This is a genomic window from Streptomyces sp. RLA012, from assembly GCF_056270325.1.
Genome location: NZ_JBWDPA010000002.1, coordinates 5,166,920 through 5,184,827, shown reverse-complemented (window position 1 = coordinate 5,184,827; position 17,908 = coordinate 5,166,920). Strand labels below are relative to the sequence as shown.

At 70.5% G+C, this 17,908-nt stretch carries 12 protein-coding genes and 1 tRNA gene; 11 read left to right on the top strand and 2 right to left on the bottom strand.

Annotated elements, in window-relative coordinates; translation table 11 throughout:
* The first annotated feature begins 144 nt into the window (after positions 1-144).
* The 10 genes from RV986_RS23505 to RV986_RS23460 all read left to right on the top strand — a co-directional run bounded on the left by RV986_RS23505 (position 145) and on the right by RV986_RS23460 (position 15,436).
* Entirely contained in the window at positions 145-1,674 is a 1,530-nt protein-coding gene (locus RV986_RS23505; RefSeq protein WP_475919287.1) for a DUF7059 domain-containing protein, read from the top strand.
* 242 nt (positions 1,675-1,916) lie between these two features.
* Positions 1,917-4,082 carry a serine/threonine-protein kinase gene (locus tag RV986_RS23500; RefSeq protein ID WP_475919286.1) on the top strand — a complete coding sequence of 722 codons (2,166 nt, stop codon included), beginning with the start codon at positions 1,917-1,919 and terminating at the stop codon, positions 4,080-4,082.
* Between the two features lie 118 nt (positions 4,083-4,200).
* A complete protein-coding gene (locus tag RV986_RS23495) occupies positions 4,201-4,398 on the top strand; it encodes a hypothetical protein (RefSeq protein WP_475919285.1) in 198 nt (65 codons plus the stop codon).
* Between the two features lie 236 nt (positions 4,399-4,634).
* Positions 4,635-7,448 (top strand): type I DNA topoisomerase, encoded by a 2,814-nt coding sequence (gene topA / locus RV986_RS23490; RefSeq protein WP_475919284.1) that lies wholly within the window; start codon positions 4,635-4,637, stop codon positions 7,446-7,448.
* A 219-nt stretch (positions 7,449-7,667) separates the two neighbouring features.
* Positions 7,668-10,946, top strand: coding sequence for a dTMP kinase (gene tmk / locus RV986_RS23485; protein WP_475919283.1), 3,279 nt, complete (start codon positions 7,668-7,670; stop codon positions 10,944-10,946).
* Positions 10,947-11,114: 168 nt separating this feature from the next.
* Positions 11,115-12,320 (top strand): DNA polymerase III subunit delta', encoded by a 1,206-nt coding sequence (locus RV986_RS23480; protein ID WP_475919282.1) that lies wholly within the window; start codon positions 11,115-11,117, stop codon positions 12,318-12,320.
* Positions 12,321-12,462: 142 nt separating this feature from the next.
* Positions 12,463-14,112, top strand: a complete 1,650-nt coding sequence (locus tag RV986_RS23475) for an alpha/beta hydrolase (protein ID WP_475919281.1) — start codon at positions 12,463-12,465, stop codon at positions 14,110-14,112.
* A gap of 107 nt (positions 14,113-14,219) precedes the next feature.
* Positions 14,220-14,293 (top strand) — tRNA-Thr (locus RV986_RS23470).
* A gap of 321 nt (positions 14,294-14,614) precedes the next feature.
* The gene (locus RV986_RS23465; RefSeq protein WP_475919280.1) at positions 14,615-14,803 is read left to right on the top strand and encodes a hypothetical protein; all 189 of its coding nucleotides are present in this window, start codon (positions 14,615-14,617) and stop codon (positions 14,801-14,803) included.
* A 24-nt stretch (positions 14,804-14,827) separates the two neighbouring features.
* Positions 14,828-15,436, top strand: coding sequence for a hypothetical protein (locus RV986_RS23460; protein ID WP_475919279.1), 609 nt, complete (start codon positions 14,828-14,830; stop codon positions 15,434-15,436).
* Between the two features lie 14 nt (positions 15,437-15,450).
* Here RV986_RS23460 and RV986_RS23455 read toward each other — a convergent pair whose 3' ends face one another.
* Entirely contained in the window at positions 15,451-15,906 is a 456-nt protein-coding gene (locus RV986_RS23455) for a TOTE conflict system archaeo-eukaryotic primase domain-containing protein (RefSeq protein ID WP_475919278.1), read from the bottom strand.
* A gap of 63 nt (positions 15,907-15,969) precedes the next feature.
* Here RV986_RS23455 and RV986_RS23450 point away from each other — a divergent pair.
* A protein-coding gene (locus RV986_RS23450; protein ID WP_475919277.1) for an IS3 family transposase occupies positions 15,970-17,210 on the top strand; the annotation gives its coding sequence in 2 pieces (ribosomal slippage) (positions 15,970-16,243 and positions 16,243-17,210; 1,242 coding nt in all).
* Here the strand turns inward: RV986_RS23450 and RV986_RS23445 are convergent.
* Complete coding sequence (locus RV986_RS23445) at positions 17,194-17,691, bottom strand: TOTE conflict system archaeo-eukaryotic primase domain-containing protein (RefSeq protein ID WP_475919276.1); 498 nt, start codon at positions 17,689-17,691, stop codon at positions 17,194-17,196. The genes RV986_RS23450 and RV986_RS23445 overlap by 17 nt on opposite strands.
* Positions 17,692-17,908: the final 217 nt, after the last annotated feature.

Below are 17,908 nucleotides of genomic sequence, written 5' to 3'. Positions count from 1 at the left end.
TTCGGGGCCTTCGTCCTTCGAAGCCCGCACGGCGGCCCCCGGCACGCCCCACGCGGCTCTCGCCGCGAGTTTGCCGCCGGGTGTACGGGCCCGTCGGCGTGGGTTGTCCACAGGTGTACGTCCCTTTCGGCGGGAGCGGACACAATGGGGGACGTGAGTCACACCAGCCTGTCACCGTTGCCCTCGTCCGACCGCGTCGACGTCGCCGCCAGGTTGCGGGACGCCCTTCTCGGTGCCTCCTTCACCGCCGACGGCCTGCTCGACCTGCTCGGCGCCCCCGCCTACGCGGCCCTGGCGCGCAGTGAGACCGTGCCCGCGCTCCGGGCGACTCGCGGGGACATGCCACTGGAGATGCTCGTACGGCTGTTTCTGCTGCAGCAGCCCGTGTCGCACGCGCGCGTGGCGGCCGTGCTGCCGGTCGAGGACTGTCTGGAGGCCGGCTGGCTGGCCCGGGTGGGCGCGGACGAGGTCGCGGCGACGGTGGACATCAGGCCGTACGGCGGGCCCGGCGGCGAGGACTGGTTCATCGTCTCCGACCTGGGGTGCGCCGTGGGCGGCGCGGGCGGCATCGGCAGCCGCGAGGAGGGCGTCGTCCTGGGCGTGGGCGGAGCGTCCACGACCCTCGCCGGGATCACCGTCCGTACGCCCGTCTCCTCCGCGCTCGACCTCGGCACCGGCTCCGGAATCCAGGCCCTGCACGCCGCGCAGCACGCCACGCGCGTGACCGCGACCGACCTGAACCCCCGCGCGCTGCAGATCACCGCGCTCACCCTCATGCTCTCCGGAGCCCCGGCGGCCGACCTGCGCGAGGGCTCCCTCTTCGAGCCGGTCGCGGAGGACGAGACGTACGACCTGATCGTTTCGAACCCGCCCTTCGTGATCTCGCCCGGCGCCCGGCTCACCTATCGCGACGGCGGGATGGGCGGGGACGATCTGTGCCGCACGCTCGTTCAGCAGGCGGGGGACCGGCTCAACGACGGGGGGTACGCGCAGTTCCTGGCCAACTGGCAGCATGTGGAGGGCGAGGACTGGCAGGACCGGCTGCGCTCCTGGGTGCCGCGCGGCTGTGATGCCTGGATCGTGCAGCGCGAGGTCCAGGACGTCACGCAGTACGCGGAGCTGTGGCTGCGCGACGCGGGCGACCACCGCGACGACCCGGCCGAGTACCAGGCGCGGTACGACGCCTGGCTGGACGAGTTCGAGGCGCGCAAGGTCAAGGCGGTCGGCTTCGGATGGATCACCCTGCGCAGAACGGCGGCGGCCGAACCCTCCGTCACCGTCGAGGAATGGCCGCACCCCGTCGAGCAGCCGCTCGGCGACACCGTGCGCGCGCACTTCGACCGCGTCGACTACCTGCGGGCGAACGACGACGCGGCCCTGCTCGCCGGGCACTTCAAACTCGTTGCCGAGGTCATCCAGGAGCAGGTCGGGCTCCCCGGTGCCGAGGACCCGGAGCATGTGGTGCTGCGTCAGCACCGCGGAATGCGCCGGGCCACCAAGGTGGACACCGTCGGCGCGGGCTTCGCGGGCGTGTGTGACGGCACGCTGAGCGCGGGGCGGATCCTGGACGCCATCGCCCAACTGGTCGGCGAGGACCCGGTCTTGCTGCGCGACCGTACGCCCGCGCAGATCCGGCTGCTGGTGGAGCAGGGGTTCCTCGAACCCGCGAGGTGACCTCGCGGTGACCTCGCGCGGTGATGTACGGGCGCTGTGCAGGGGGCGCGTACGTTCTGGCTGCGGAGCGTGTGAGGTGTACTCGTACCGCTGAGCCGCATGTGCCCGTTCTGGCTGCATTGGTCAATATTGGGCAGGATTCGTTGGTAAAAGGACTCCTGTCAGTGGTGCGTGCAAAGCTACCTTCAAGAGACAAGCTCCATGCGTCCTCGGGGGAGGCGCGCTGTCTCGGGGGAGGCGCCATGGCGGGGGAGAGGCCGGGTCAGGGCGAGGGCAGGATCATCAGTGGCCGGTATCGGCTGCTGCGGACGCTCGGTGCGGGCGGCATGGGGAGGGTGTGGCTCGCGTACGACGCGGAGTTGGCCTGCGAGGTCTCCATGAAGGAGATCGCGCTGCCGGACGTGCCGATGGACGGGGCGGAGCCCGGGCAGCGCATCGCCCGCGCCCGCAGCGAGGCCCGGCACGCGGCGCGGTTGCGCGGTCATCCCCATGTGGTCACCGTGCACGACGTGGTGGTGCACGAGGGACTGCCGTGGATCGTCATGGAGTACGTGCCGGACGCGGTCGATCTGCAGGCGGTCTTACGGCAGTCGGGGCCGCTGGTGCCCGCCCGGGCCGCCCGGATCGGGCTCGCCGTCCTTGACGCGCTCTCCGCCGGACACCGGATCGGGATCCTCCACAGGGATGTGAAACCGGCCAACATCCTTCTGGCGCCCGACTCTTCGGGCGACCCCTACGCCCGTGTGCTGCTCACCGACTACGGGATCGCGCTGCAGCCGGAGTCCCGCGAACCCCGGCTCACCTCCACCGCCGGCATTCTCGGTACGCCCGGCTATCTCGCCCCCGAGCGCGCCCGTGGCGAGCCGCCCACTCCGGCCGCCGACCTCTTCTCCCTCGGCGCCACGCTGTACGCGGCCGTCGAGGGCCGCGGCCCCTTCGACCGCCACGGCCAGTACGCGACCCTGACGGCCCTCCTCGGCGAGGAGCCCACGCCACCGGTCCGCGCCGGTGAACTGACCCCCGTGCTGCACGGCTTGCTCGTCAAGGACCCGGTGCGGCGCTCGTCGCCGGAGGCGGTCGCCCGGGGTCTGGAGAGGGTCGTGCGGGCGACGGCGGGCGGAGTGTTCGGGCCACCGCCGGGGTATGTCGCGGGGGCGCCACCCGGGTACGCCGCCGGGGCACCGCCCGGATACGCGGCGGGGGCGACGCCCGGGCACGTTGCGGGCCCGCCTCCGGAGACCCCGCTGATCCCGGCCACCCCACAGATCGCCGGCGCCCCGCAGACGCCTGGCACTCCGCGGATTCCAGGTGCCCATCAGACCCCTGGCGCGCCCCCGAACCCGCACACCCCGCACACTCCACCGAGCGGTCCGGCCACTCCAGGGGGCCCGCCCGGGTCGCCCTCCGGCACCCCGTCGCCGTACGGCCCCTGGCGTCCGTCCGCCACGCAGGGCGCGTACGACTCCTGGAATCCGTACGCCGGGACGGGCGCTCCCACGCGGCCCACATCCGGCCCGCCCCTCCCGCCCGCGCCCGGGAAGCGGCGCCCCGTGGCCCCCGTCGTTGCCCTCGTCGTGGCCGCTCTCCTGGTCATCGCCGGCGGCACCTGGGCGGCCTTCTCGGTCATCGGGAGGAAATCCCCCTCGCCGAGCCCGTCCCCCTCCACGCCGTCGCCGACGGGACAGGCCTATCCGTACGGCGAACAAGTGGGCCTCACCAAGCCGTTGCAGGCCGGCGACTGTGTGAAGGCGGTCTGGTCGGGGGCCGCGTTCAAGTCGGCGCTCAACCTGGGGGTCGTGAACTGCGCCAAGGGCTGGCCGGACGGCCAGGTCGTGGCCGTCGACACGGCCAGTGACTACGCCGACGCCCGTGCCCATGGTCCGCAGCGGTGCACGAGCCAGGGCGCGGCGACGGCCGACGCGCTGCCCGACGCGGGTGTCTACGCCGTCGCGCCGACGAAGGACGGGTTCGATGCGGCCAAGGGCGGCACGCCGTGTCTGGTACTCGGGCGCCATGTCGCGATAGGCGGCGAGGTGGGTCGGTTCCGGGACACGGGCGTGAACTTGTGGCCCACCCAGATGAGCATCGGAGACTGCTGGATCTACGCCGAGAAGGGCAAGGGCTTCGAGTCCTATCTGGCCGACTGCGGCGAGGCGCACACCGACCAGGTGATCGGCAGCGCGCAGGCCGCGGACGGCATGGACTACAAGAAGGCTTTAGCCGAGGGAGGCAAGCTCTGTACCAACAAGTTCGCGTCGAGTTGGGCGACCGACACGGAGCACACCGTCTCCGGTTGGCTGGCCAGCGAGGACGAGTGGCGCCAAGGTTTCACCAAAGTCGTGTGCACCGTGAGGCGCGTCGACGGTACGAAAACCAGCGGGCGGATACCCGACCCCGGTACGGTCTGAGCGGTCCGTGGGGTGCCGTCCTCCTGGCGTTCACCGTAGGTTCGCATGCTCGATTCCGGTCCGCTCCCGGGGAGTGTCAGCCTCCCGACCCTGGGGACTCGGCTGGAAGGACATATCCATGGAAAGTGGGCCGGCGATCTTCGTGGGGGCGGTGTTCGCGCTGTTCGGAGGGGCACTGCTGCTCTGGACCGCGGTGCGGTTGCGGCAGGGCGAGCCCGTCGCCGTCGGTGTGAACCGCGTCGCATCGGCGACGCTCGCGAGTGCCGCCGGAGCCGGTGCGCCGGCACTAGGGATGTGGTGTTCTACGCGCGCGTGAGTGCCGTCACTCCAGTAACTGGGAGGTCACGCTCCGGATAGACCCGAAAGGGCCGGTGGGTACTCCGGGCGGCAGGAATGGCGGTAGTCGGGTTACCGTTCGAGTGGCCGTTGCGGGCTTTTCCCGTTTGACACGGGGGCGGGATGTACCGTCACACTCCGCAGCGTCAGCATGACCCGACCCCCGGGACCAAGGCCTGGGGAGACCCCCTGCGTCGACCGGAGAGAAGAGCGAAGTTGTCCCCGACCAGCGACACCGCACACGGCGGCCGCCGACTCGTCATCGTCGAGTCGCCTGCCAAGGCGAAGACGATCAAGGGCTATCTCGGCCCCGGCTATGTCGTCGAAGCGAGCGTCGGGCACATCCGCGACCTCCCCAACGGCGCCGCGGAGGTGCCGGAGGAGTACACCGGCGAGGTGCGCCGCCTCGGCGTGGACGTCGAGCATGACTTCCAGCCCATCTATGTGGTCAACGCCGACAAGAAGGCCCAGGTCAAGAAGCTCAAGGACCTGCTGCGCGACTCCGACGAACTCTTCCTCGCCACCGATGAGGACCGCGAGGGCGAGGCCATCGCGTGGCACCTCCAGGAAGTGCTGAAGCCCAAGGTCCCGGTCAAGCGGATGGTCTTCCACGAGATCACCAAGGCCGCGATCCAGGCCGCCGTCGCCAATCCGCGCGAGCTCAACCAGAAGCTCGTCGACGCCCAGGAAACCCGCCGCATCCTCGACCGCCTCTACGGCTACGAGGTCTCGCCGGTCCTGTGGAAGAAGGTCATGCCGCGGCTGTCGGCCGGCCGCGTCCAGTCCGTGGCGACCCGTCTCGTCGTCGAGCGGGAGCGTGAGCGCATCGCCTTCCGCTCCGCCGAGTACTGGGACCTGACGGGCACCTTCGGCACCGGCCGCGCCGGAGACCAGAGCGACCCGTCCAACCTGGTCGCCCGCCTCACCGCGGTCGACGGCAAGCGCGTCGCCCAGGGCCGCGACTTCGACTCGGTCGGTCAGCTGAAGACCTCGAACACGCTCCACCTGGACGAGACCAACGCCCGCGCGCTGGCCACCGCCCTGGAGAACACGAGCTTCGCGGTCCGCTCGGTCGAGTCCAAGCCGTACCGCCGCTCTCCGTACGCGCCGTTCCGCACGACGACGCTCCAGCAGGAGGCCTCGCGCAAGCTCGGCTTCGGTGCGAAGGCCACCATGCAGGTGGCGCAGAAGCTGTACGAGAACGGCTTCATCACCTACATGCGTACGGACTCCACGACCCTGTCGGACACGGCGATCTCCGCCGCCCGCGCCCAGGTCACACAGCTGTACGGCGCCGACTACCTGCCGGCGCAGCCGCGGACGTACACCGGCAAGGTCAAGAACGCGCAGGAGGCGCACGAGGCGATCCGTCCCTCGGGTGATCGTTTCCGCACCCCCGCCGAGACGGGTCTGACCCGTGACCAGTTCAAGCTGTACGAGCTGATCTGGAAGCGGACCGTCGCCTCCCAGATGAAGGACGCGGTCGGGAACTCCGTCACGGTGAAGATCGCCGGCGCGGCCTCCGACGGTCGCGACGCAGAGTTCAGCGCGTCCGGCAAGACGATCACCTTCCACGGCTTCCTGAAGGCGTACGTCGAGGGCGCGGACGACCCGAACGCCGAGCTCGACGACCGTGAGCGCCGCCTCCCGCAGGTCGGCGAGGGCGACCCGCTGTCCGCCGAGGAGATCACGGTCGACGGCCACGCCACCAAGCCCCCGGCCCGCTACACCGAGGCGTCGCTGGTCAAGGAGCTCGAAGAGCGCGAGATCGGCCGCCCGTCGACGTACGCGTCGATCATCGGGACCATCCTCGACCGCGGATACGTGTTCAAGAAGGGCACGGCCCTGGTGCCGTCCTTCCTGTCCTTCGCCGTGGTCAACCTCCTGGAGAAGCACTTCGGGCGGCTCGTCGACTACGACTTCACGGCCAAGATGGAGGACGACCTCGACCGCATCGCGCGGGGTGAGGCGCAGTCCGTGCCGTGGCTGAAGCGGTTCTACTTCGGTGAGGGCGACGCCAGGGGCGCCGCCGAGGCCGGCAACGGCGACGGGGACCACCTGGGCGGCCTCAAGGAGCTCGTCACCGACCTGGGCGCCATCGATGCCCGCGAGGTGTCGTCCTTCCCGGTCGGTAACGACATCGTGCTGCGTGTGGGCCGCTACGGGCCGTACATCGAGCGCGGCGAGAAGGACTCCGAGAACCACCAGCGCGCGGACGTGACCGAGGACCTGGCCCCGGACGAGCTGAGCGTCGAGCTCGCGGAGGAGCTGCTCGCCAAGCCGAGCGGCGACTTCGAGCTCGGTGCGGACCCGGAGAGCGGCCACCAGATCATCGCCAGGGACGGCCGCTACGGCCCGTACGTCACCGAGGTGCTCCCCGAGGGCACTCCGAAGACGGGCAAGAACGCCGTCAAGCCGCGTACCGCCTCACTCTTCAAGTCGATGTCCCTCGACACGGTGACGCTCCAGGACGCTCTCAAACTGATGTCCCTGCCGCGCGTCGTCGGCAAGGACGCCGAGGGCGTGGAGATCACCGCGCAGAACGGGCGTTACGGGCCGTACCTGAAGAAGGGCACCGACTCGCGCTCCCTGCAGTCCGAGGACCAGCTCTTCACCATCACCCTCGAAGAGGCGCTGGAGATCTACTCCCAGCCCAAGCAGCGCGGACGTGCGGCCGCCAAGCCGCCGCTGAAGGAGCTGGGCGAGGACCCGGTCAGCGGGAAGCCCGTCGTCGTCAAGGACGGCCGTTTCGGGCCGTACGTCACCGACGGCGAGACCAACGCGACCCTGCGCTCCGGCGACAGCGTCGAGGACATCACCCCGGAACGCGGCTACGAGCTGCTCGCCGAGAAGCGCGCCAAGACCCCGGCCAAGAAGACCGCGAAGAAGGCCGCCGCCAAGAAAACGGTGACAAAGAAGGCCCCTGCCAAGAAGACGGCCGCCAAGAAGACGACGACTGCGAAGACGACAGCCAAGAAGGCTCCGGCCAAGAAGGCCGTCGCGAAGAAGACGGCGGCTTCCGAGAGCTGAGCCCGGGCCGCGGAGTCCGGTGATCCGGCTCACGGAGTCCGGCGCTCCGGGCTCGCGGAGCCTGACGGACCGGGCTCGCGGAGCGTGATGCTCCGGGCTCGCGGAGTCCGGTGATGCCGTGCCTGGTGGATGTGGACGCCCCCGCACCTTTCGGTGTGGGGGCGTCCACATGTTCGGGCGCCCCTTCGGGGAGTCAGTGCGGCCGGATAGTCTTGCAGAATGACGCGAGCCGAGCAGCCAACGGCCCACACTTCGGCCCCCGACGACGCCCTGGTCGCGGACTCCCGCGAGCGCGCCGTCCGCGCGCTGCTGCACCAGCCGCAGCTGAAACGGCTCTGGAGCGCCCACCTCGTGGGAGGTGTCGGTGACGCCCTGGCCCTGCTCGTCCTGGTCCTCCTCGTCCTCCAGGCGGCGGTCGCCGAGGGCTCCTTCGGCGGTGGCTACCGCGGGGTCGCCCTGGCCGTGGCGGCCGTCTTCGGGGCACGCGTTCTCGCGACGCTGCTCTTCGGAGCGGTGCTCCTCGGGCCGCTCACCTCGCTGACCTCCCAGGAGGGTCCGCTCGACCGGCGCTGGACCATGGTCGGAGCCGACGGACTGCGCGCCGTTCTCCTGCTCATCGCGCCCCTGTGGATCGACTGGACCCCGGACAACGCCCTCGCCGTCCTCCTGGTCGTCGTCTTCGTGACCGGCGTCGCCGAACGCTTCTGGACGGTGAGCCGGGAGAGCGCGGCCCCCGCGCTGCTGCCCGCGCCGCCACCGGAGGGCGCCACGGTGCGCCCGCTGCCGGACCACCTGGACGCGTTGCGACGCCTGTCGCTGCGTACGGCGTTCGTGGCGGTGCCGATCGCGGCCGCCACACTCGTCGTGGTGTCGCTCGTCAACAACCTGCTGGGTACCGGGATCGCCTGGTTCGACCAGCACCAGGGGGCGCTCGCCTCGTACGTCGCCGCCGGACTGTTCGCCGCCTCGCTCTCGGTGCTCACATCCCTCGAACTGCCCGACACGCGCACCCCCCGCGCGCGGTCGCCCCTGGAGGGCCTGCGCCGCCCCAGGACGGGTACGGGCGCCGACAAGGGCCGTACCGGCGCGATCCCGCACCTGGTGCTCGCCTGCGCGGCCGTTTCCGCGGCGATCGCGGCCGCCGTCGCCGTCTCCGTGCTGCACGCCAAGGACCTGGGCGGCGGACCGGTCACGTACGGCCTGCTGGTGCTGGGACTGACCGGGGGTGTCGTCATCGGCATCCGTACGGCTCCTTCCGTGCTGCCCTCGCTGTCGCGGCGCAGGCTGCTCTCGCTGGCGATCGCCTTCACCGGGATCGCGCTGCTGGCCGCCGGTCTGGTCCCGGACGTCAGCACGGTGCTGCTGATCGTCGCCCTCGAGGGCATCGGCGCGGGCGTCGCCGCGAACACCGGGCACACCCTGCTCGACCAGGAGACCGAGGAGTACCGGCGAGCGCGTACGACCGAACATCTGCACGCGGTCGTACGGGTCTCGGTGGCGCTCGGCGCCCTGCTGGCGCCGGTGGTGGCCGCCGCGATCGGCCCGCACCGGCTTGAGAACGGCAAGTTCGTGTTCGCACACGGAGGCGCCGCCTTCACACTGATGCTGGTGGGCGCGCTGCTGCTGCCGGTCGCGGCCCTGGTGCTCGCCAAGGTCGACGACCGCTCCGGAGTGCCCCTCAGGCACGACCTGCTGGACGCCCTGCGCGGCGGCGACGACCCGGTGCAGACTCCCACCTCGAACGGGTTCTTCATCGCCCTGGAGGGCGGAGACGGGGCCGGGAAGTCGACGCAGGCGGAGGCGCTCGCGGAGTGGATCCGCGCGAAGGGCCACGAGGTCGTGGTGACCCGTGAGCCGGGCGCCACGCCGGTCGGCAAGCGGCTGCGCTCGATCCTGCTGGACGTGTCGTCGTCGGGCCTCTCGCACCGAGCGGAGGCGCTGCTGTACGCCGCCGACCGCGCGGAGCACGTGGACACCGTGGTGCGGCCCGCGCTGGAGCGCGGCGCCATCGTCATCTCGGACCGGTACATCGACTCGTCGGTGGCCTACCAGGGCGCCGGACGGGACCTGTCCCCGACCGAGATCGCCCGCATCAACCGGTGGGCGACCAACGGCCTCGTGCCGCATCTGACGGTGCTGCTCGACGTCTCTCCTGAGGCGGCGCGCGAGCGGTTCACGGAGGCGCCGGACCGGCTGGAGTCCGAGCCCGTCGAGTTCCACACGCGCGTGCGGTCCGGTTTCCTGACACTGGCCGCGGCCGACCCGGGGCGCTACCTGGTCGTCGACGCCGCTCAGGAGCCCGAGGCGGTCACCACCGTGGTCCGGCACCGGCTCGACGTGATGCTGCCCCTCTCCGAGGCCGAGGTGAAGGCCCAGGAGGAGGCCCGCAAGGCGGCCGAGGAGGAGGCCCGGCGCAAGGCCGAGGAAGAGGCCGCCCGCAAGGCCGAGGAGGAGCGGCTGGAGCGCGAGCGCCAGGAGCAGCTCGCCCGGCTCCGCGCGGAGGAAGAGGAGCGCAAGCAGCGCGAGCTGGAGGAGGCCCAGCGACGCGAGGCCGAGCGTCAGGCGGAGGAGGCCCGGCAGCGTGCCGAGGACGCCCGCCGCCGGGCCGAGGAGGAGCGGGCGCGCCTCCTGGCCGAGGAGCAGGCCCGGGCCGCCGAGCAGGAGCGGCTGCGCAAGCTGGCCGCGGAAGAGGCGCGTCTGCGGGCCGAGGCGGAGGAGCGCCGCCTGGAGAAGCAGCACAAGGCCGAGGAGTCGTTGCTGCGGGCGGAGGCGGCGCGTCGGGCCGCGTTGGAGACGGCGGCGGCGGCCGCTGCCGCGGCGGCCGCCGCGGCGAGTTCGTCTTCCTCCTCGTCTTCGTCCTCGATTTCGTCGTCCGCTTCTGTTGGGGTGACGCCCGGAGGACCGGGCGCCGGGCCCTCTGATCTTTCTGAGACCTCTGAGACTTCTAAGACCTCTGAGATCTCTGAGACTTCTGGGAAGTTGTCGTCCTCGGGTCCCGTGGCCGACAACGAGACGACGGTGCCCACGCCGGTCGTGACGACGGTGCTGCGACCCGTGCGGTCCGACTCGGAGGAAACGGCCAAGCTGCCGAAGCCGCCCGTGCCCGAGGCGGCGGAGGAACGGACGGCGGTGCTGCCGTCGGTGACTCCGGGTGCGGCCGACGAGACAGCCGTGTTGCCGCCGGTACGGGACGAGAGCGCGGGTGCTTCCACGAGCGCCGGCGCGGGTGATCCCGCGGACCGGGTGCCCCGGGGCTTCTTCCGGGACGAGCGGCCGGCGCCGGGGCCCGAGGGAACCGTCGACCGTACGCGTGAGCTGCCCCAGGTCGACGCCGAGGGCGCCCCGCGGCGTCGCCCCCGCTCCGACTGGGCGGAGGAGACCCCGCTGGACGATCTCCCGACCCTGGCGGACGAACTGCTGGGCCCGCGCGAGGACGGCGAGCGGGACGACGAACTGGACAACGGCAGTGAGGGCCGGGGCGGTCGCCGCCGCCGCTGAGACCGGCGGTTCCGGCCGTTGCCACCGCCCGGCCCAGGTCCGGGACCTTCCGGGCGCCGACCCGGGGACGTTCCGGGAACCGACCCAGAACGTTCCGGGAACCCGTTGTCAGTGGCGACCCGCACAATGGACGTGGCAAGGCAAAGTGCGACGAAAGGGCGGTGCCCCATGCCCGTGTGGGACGACCTGGTGGGCCAGGACAAGGTGAGCGAGCAGCTCGCCGCCGCCGCGCGTGATGCCGACGCCCTCGTCACGGCGGTCGCCGCGGACACCCCGCTCCCCGAGGCGTCCAAGATGACGCATGCCTGGCTGTTCACCGGCCCGCCCGGCTCGGGCCGTTCCACCGCGGCGCGGGCCTTCGCGGCGGCGCTCCAGTGTGTGAGCCCCGACCGCGCGCTGGGCGGGGTGCCCGGCTGCGGCTTCTGCGACGGCTGCCACACCAGCCTGATCGGGACGCACGCCGATGTGCAGATCGTCCGCACCGACCTCCTCTCCATCGGTGTGAAGGAGACCCGCGACCTGGTCCGCCGCGCCCAGATGTCGCCGGCGACCGGCCGCTGGCAGGTCATCGTCCTGGAGGACGCGGACCGCCTCACGGAGGGCGCGGGCAACGTCCTGCTGAAGGCCGTCGAGGAACCGGCCCCCCGTACGGTCTGGCTCCTGTGCGCCCCCTCCATCGAGGACGTCCTGCCCACCATCCGCTCCCGCTGCCGCCTGCTCACCCTCCGCACCCCGCCGGTGGACGCGGTCGCCGACATCCTCGTCCGCCGTGACGGCATCGAGCCCGGCGTCGCGGCGGCGGCCGCCCGCGCCACGCAGGGCCACATCGGGCGGGCCCGCCGACTCGCCACCGACGCCCGCGCGCGCGAGCGCCGGGCCGCCGTCCTCAAGCTCCCGCTGCGGGTCGATGACATCGGCGGCTGTCTCAAGGCGGCCCAGGAGCTGATCGACACGGCCGCGGAGGACGCCAAACAGCTCGCCGAGGAAGTCGACGTCAAGGAGACCGAGGACCTGAAGACGGCCCTCGGCGCGTCACAGGGCGGTCGCATGCCGCGCGGCACCGCGGGCGTCATGAAGGAGCTGGAGGACCGGCAGAAACGCCGGAGAACGCGCACGCAGCGCGACAGTCTGGACCTGGCCCTCATCGACCTCACCGGCTTCTACCGCGACGTCCTCGCCCTCCAGCTCGGCTCCCGTGTGGCTCTCGCGAACACGGAGGCCGAGGATGTACTGGAGAGACTCGCCCGCGGCAGCTCGCCGGAGGCGACCCTGCGCCGGATCGACGCGATCGCCGCGTGCCGCGAGGCCCTCGACCGCAATGTGGCGCCTCTGCTGGCGGTGGAGGCGATGACGATGGCGCTGCGGGCCGGCTGAGCCGAGTCGAACCGAGTCGAACCGAGCTGCGGACAGGCGGGCCGAGCCGAGGAGCCGAGGTGAGGAGTTGACGGCGTCACTCGTAAGAGGCACATCCGCGACTGATGGTGATCATTGCATTGCGCAGGGTTACGCTCGCGAGATGTCCTCCAGGTACTTCAGGCGTTCCCTTCGGCCGTCCCGGTCCCGTCGGCCGATCCGACCCTTCAGTGCGATCCGTGCGGTTCGCAAGGTCCGCGCGGTCCGTACGGGCGGCCTGCTGCTGGCCGCCACCGCGCTGCTCGTCTCCGCCTGCTCCACGGGGAGTTCGACCACGACGGCCACGACGTCGGCGGACTCGGTGCTGGCCGCGTTGCCCCGCGCCACACCGTCGACGCTGGCGCCGTACTACCAGCAGAAGCTGACCTGGCGCAGTTGCGGTGTCGCCGGCTTCGAGTGCGCCACGATGAAGGTGCCGCTCGACTACGCCAAGCCGGCCTCGGGCGACGTCAGGCTGGCCGTGGCCCGCAAGAAGGCGACAGGCCCCGGCCAGCGCATCGGCTCGCTGCTGGTCAACCCGGGCGGCCCGGGCGGTTCGGCGGTCGACTACCTGCAGTCGTACGCGGGGGTCGGCTACCCGGCGGACGTCCGTGCCCGGTACGACATGGTCGCGGTCGACCCGCGCGGGGTGGCCCGCAGCGAGCCGGTCGAGTGCCTCTCCGGCAGCCAGATGGACACGTACACGCAGGCCGATGTCACCCCCGACGACAAGAGGGAGACGGGTGAACTGGTCGACGCGTACAAGAAGTTCGCCGAAGGGTGCGGCCGGCAGTCGCCGGCCCTGCTGCGGCATGTCTCCACGGCCGATGCGGCCCGTGACATGGACATCCTCCGCGCGCTGCTGGGCGACCAGAAGCTGAGCTACGTGGGGGCGTCGTACGGGACGTTGCTCGGGGCGACGTACGCGGGCCTGTTCCCGGACCGGGTGGGCCGCATGGTCCTGGACGGCGCGATGGACCCGTCCCTGTCCGCCCGCAAACTCAACCAGGACCAGACGGCGGGTTTCGAGACGGCGTTCCAGTCCTTCGCGAAGGACTGCGTACGTCACAGCGACTGCCCGCTGGGCGGCCCCGGCACAAGCCCTGACCAGGTGGGCAAGAACCTCAGCGCCTTCTTCAAGCGGCTCGACGCGGCCCCCATCCCGACGGGCGACGAGGACGGCCGCAAGCTCGGCGAGGCGCTCGCGACGACGGGTGTGATCGCGGCGATGTACGACGAGGCGGCCTGGCCGCAGTTGCGTGAGGCGCTCACCTCGGCGATGAAGGACAAGGACGGCGCGGGCCTGCTCGCCCTCTCCGACAGCTACTACGAGCGCGACGCCGACGGCAAGTACGCGAACCTGATGTCCGCCAACGCCGCCGTGAACTGCCTCGACCTCCCTGCCGCCTTCTCCGGCCCCGACCAGGTGGAAGGGGCACTTCCGGCCTTCGAGAAGGCGTCTCCCGTCTTCGGTGACGGCCTGGCCTGGGCCGCCCTCAACTGCGCGTACTGGCCCGTCAGGCACACCGGTGAACCCCACCGCATCGAGGCGAAGGGCGCGGCCCCCATCCTCGTCGTCGGCACCACCCGGGACCCGGCCACCCCCTACGCCTGGGCCCAGTCCCTCGCTTCCCAGCTCTCCTCCGGCGTCCTCCTCACGTACGTCGGCGACGGCCACACCGCCTACGGTCGCGGCAGCGTCTGCATCGACTCCACGATCAACCGCTACCTCCTCCAGGGCACCCCTCCAGCGAAGGGAAAGCGCTGCTCATAGCCCTCCCACACGCCTCGGCACCGGTCCTCCCGGGGCGTGTACAGAGCACCCCCGGAAACTGTGTAGACTTACCGGCGTTGCTGATCGCACCATAGTGCGGACGGCGCGCCGCCTTAGCTCAGATGGCCAGAGCAACGCACTCGTAATGCGTAGGTCTCGGGTTCGAATCCCGAAGGCGGCTCCGGAAAACCCTGGGACTCACTCGCCGTGACCTGGGGTTTTTCCTTGCCCTTTGCCTTGTGTCGCAGTGGCGGCCCGGCCAGAGAACCGTTACTGAGGGCCGCCGGTGGACAACCGGTGGACACACGTGCAGTGGGCGTGCAGAGCGGTGGACAAGCAGGCGTGCGGGAAGCGGACCATCGCGCCAGTGGTGATGGGGCTGGGAGGCAGTGCGCGTCGGGCTGCTGGCAGCAGGGCCGTTGGGGGGTTCCCATAAATCGGGGGAGCCGCGACGGCGACTGATGGAGAATCAGCCGGGGACATCGCTTCGGAGGAGCCGGTCGTGAACGTTATGCGCTTCGATGCCGGGGTCGGGGACTTCGCCCTCGGCGTCCAGGAGGAGAGTGTCCAGCTCCTCGGGGGCATGGGCACGATCTGCCTTCAGATGGGGTTGGAGGTCAAAGCCCCGCCTGCCAAGGAGACCGGCAGGTTCCTCGCGCTGCAAGCCGACCTGTACGGCATCCACGGGTAGTACCAGCGAACTCTCATCGGCCGGGTGACGGAGATGCTTCCGTTCACGCCCGAGACCGGCATCGAGCGCCCTGTCCTGAAGTTCTTGATCACCGCCTCTCAGCTCCACGCGATCAACGAGGCTCGCGACGGAGATCTGCGTATGGAGCTGGAGGTAACAGGGACGTTGCCCCAGGCAGTCGGCTATCCCGGTAGTACGACCGAGGTACTGCACTTCAGCGTTGCCAAGAGCCGCTGGATAGATCAGATCAACGCTCTCGGCCCCTCGGTCGGCTTCGAGATGCGGGTGCCCTTTCCGTTGGAGGACGACCCCAGGACCGAGGCGGCTCAGCACCTGCGGTCCGCCCAGCGTCGACTCCTTGAGGACGACATCGACGGAGCGATCTTGGAGGCACGCCGCACCCTGGAGTGGATCAAGGATCACAGCGGCTGGAGCTGGCCGGGCAACAAGGACAGGCTTCTGCGCTCGCAGGATGAACGGTGGGCTTGGATCCGGTTTGCTGTGGAAGACCAGACGAGCGCCTCGGTCCACAAGGACGCTGTCACATCGGCATTCAAGTACAGCGCGAACGAGGCGAAGGCGCTGATCAGTATCGCCGCCGCGCTGCTGACGGTGGTCGACAAGCCCGTCTAAGCTGAGCGCCGCGATCAGTTGTGGTGGCACTCCGGCGGTGGAGATGCGGAGCATCGCTCCTGCCTTGGCCCTGACAGTCTTGGGGGCCTTGCCCAGCGCGCTGCGGCGCGGCCGGGCCGGCAGTACCGGCGTGGTCGGGCTGGGGCCGGCCTGTACGGGCCCAACGCTTCCACCAACTCCTGCACCTGCCCGGGCGCGAGGCGTTCGGTGCGCGACAGGTAAGCGAACTGGTCCTCGTACGGCGTCCAGGTGGCAGAGTCGCAGAAGAGCGTGGTGCCCGAGGTGCGGGAGACCCCGTGCAGCGGCAGTGCGATCAGATTCCCGAACCGGGCCCCGCCCTTGGAGCTCGTGGGAAGGAAGTCCTGGGCGGGGAAGAGCCGGTCGTAACTGGCCAGGGACATCCCGTCGCGAGCGTCGATCGCGCGCCGCAGCAAGGCCATGCCCAGCGCGTGGGCCAGGCTGGCCGGCACCGCCGCGGATGAACCGTTCCGGGTTTGATCGAGGCTCGATCTTTTGGAAGGATCGAGTCCGTTATGGCGAAGCAATACCCGAAGGAGCTCAAGGAGCGGGCCGTGCGTCTGGTCCTGGAGACGCGTGATCAGTACAAGACGGAGTCCGCGGCGATCCGGTCGATCGGAGCGAAGCTCGACATCGGGCCGGAGTCCCTGCGGAACTGGGTGCGTCAGGCCGAGGTCGACGCCGGTGCCCGGACCGGGACCACGACCGAGGAATCCGCCCAGCTCAAAGCGCTCAAGAAAGAGGTCGCCGAGCTGAAGCGGGCGAACGAGATCCTGAAGGCCGCAGCGAGTTTCTTCGCGGCCGAGCTCGACCGGCCACACACACGCTCGTAGCGTTCATCGACGAGCACCGGGACCGCTTCGGCGGAGTCGAGCCGATCTGCAGGACGCTCACCGAGCACGACTGCAGCATCCACCCGTCCACCTATTACGCGTACAAGAAACGTCCCACGTCGGCCCGTGCCCTGCGAGACGCGGAACTGGCGCCGCTGATCGTCAGCATCTACCAGGACAACTACAGCGTCTACGGAGCCCGCAAGATCTGGGCCGAGCTCAAGCGCCAGGGCCATCAGGTGGCCCGGTGCACCGTCGAGCGGCTGATGAAGGCCGAGGGCCTGGTCGGGGCGGTGCGCGGCAAGAAGGTCGTCACCACCCAAGTGGCGGACAGGGAGGCCGAGCGGGCTCCGGACCGGCTCAGCAGGCAGTTCGTGGCCAGTGCTCCGAACCGGGTATGGGTCGCGGACTTCACCTACGTGGCCACCTGGTCCGGCACTGTCTACGTCGCCTTCGTCGTCGACACCTTCTCCCGCCGGATCGTCGGCTGGTCCGCAGCGACGAACAAGCAGACCCCGCTGGTGCTGTCCGCACTGGAAATGGGGCTGTGGCAGCGTGACCGGGCCGGAAACCCCGTCACCGCAAGGGAGTTGATCCACCACTCCGATGCCGGATCGCAGTACACCAGCTTCCGGCTCGCCACCCACCTGGCCGCCGAACAGATCGCCGCGTCCATCGGCACCGTCGGGGACGCCCTCGACAACGCCCTGATGGAATCGACCATCGGGCTCTACAAAACCGAGCTCATCAAGCCGCAGCGGCCCTGGAAAGCCCTGAGCAACGTCGAGTTGGCCACCGCTGAGTACGTCGATTGGTACAACCACCGTCGACTCCACGGTGAGATCGGCCACGTCCCACCCGCCGAATACGAAACCACCCACTACCAGAACACGCAAAAACAGCAGGTCACAGCCACAATCTAGAGTCTCTACCGAACCCGGAACGGTTCAGCTCGCGCTGGCCCGGCTCAGGCCGACTCAGGTGCCGGAAGATCAGCTGGTCGGTGAGCGGGAAGAACACCCGCTCAGCTTCCGACTTGGCCTTGTCCCAGGGGTTCTCCTCGGCCGGGCTCCATCCGGTCCGGCCGTTCTTCGCGCTCACCCACCGGTTCGCGTACACATCCGCGCGGCCGACGAACAGTGCGCGGAACAGGGCGACCTTGGCCTGCGGGGCGGAGGCCGCGTCCGCATAGGGCAGGTCACTGCCGTACGGCATCTCGGGCAACGTGGGCGGTGCCGGCCTTTCCACCACCTCGGGCCGCTCGGGCACGGTGTCGGGCGCCGGCATTCCGAGGCGTTCCCGGAGCCGCCGGTTCTCCTCTGTCAGCTCGGCGATCTGCTCGAGCGCGACGTCGAGCCGGATCCGCAACTCGGCGGGGTCGTCCCACCCGTCCCAGTCATCCACGAGTCAATGATCCAAAAAACCTGACCGGACCGCAGCCGATCAGGACATTTCCCGTCCTCGTGTCCCTCGCCTTCCTGGTCTGGGTGGGCACGGGAGGCGTCGACCGGTGAGGGCTGCACCAGGTGGGCATCAGTGGGCACGATCCACGGGCCCAAGCGTGCTCTGCTGGGCGTGGAACGCCTTGCGCTGCGAGCCCCGCGCACGGTCTTCGACTTCG

Excerpts from the sequence above, each read along its gene's own strand:
- RV986_RS23505 (WP_475919287.1), top strand. The coding sequence starts at position 145 with ATGGGGGACGTGAGTCACACCAGCCTGTCACCGTTGCCCTCGTCCGAC.
- RV986_RS23500 (WP_475919286.1), top strand. The coding sequence starts at position 1,917 with ATGGCGGGGGAGAGGCCGGGTCAGGGCGAGGGCAGGATCATCAGTGGC.
- RV986_RS23495 (WP_475919285.1), top strand. The coding sequence starts at position 4,201 with ATGGAAAGTGGGCCGGCGATCTTCGTGGGGGCGGTGTTCGCGCTGTTC.
- tmk (WP_475919283.1), top strand. The coding sequence starts at position 7,668 with ATGACGCGAGCCGAGCAGCCAACGGCCCACACTTCGGCCCCCGACGAC.
- RV986_RS23480 (WP_475919282.1), top strand. The coding sequence starts at position 11,115 with ATGCCCGTGTGGGACGACCTGGTGGGCCAGGACAAGGTGAGCGAGCAG.
- RV986_RS23475 (WP_475919281.1), top strand. The coding sequence starts at position 12,463 with ATGTCCTCCAGGTACTTCAGGCGTTCCCTTCGGCCGTCCCGGTCCCGT.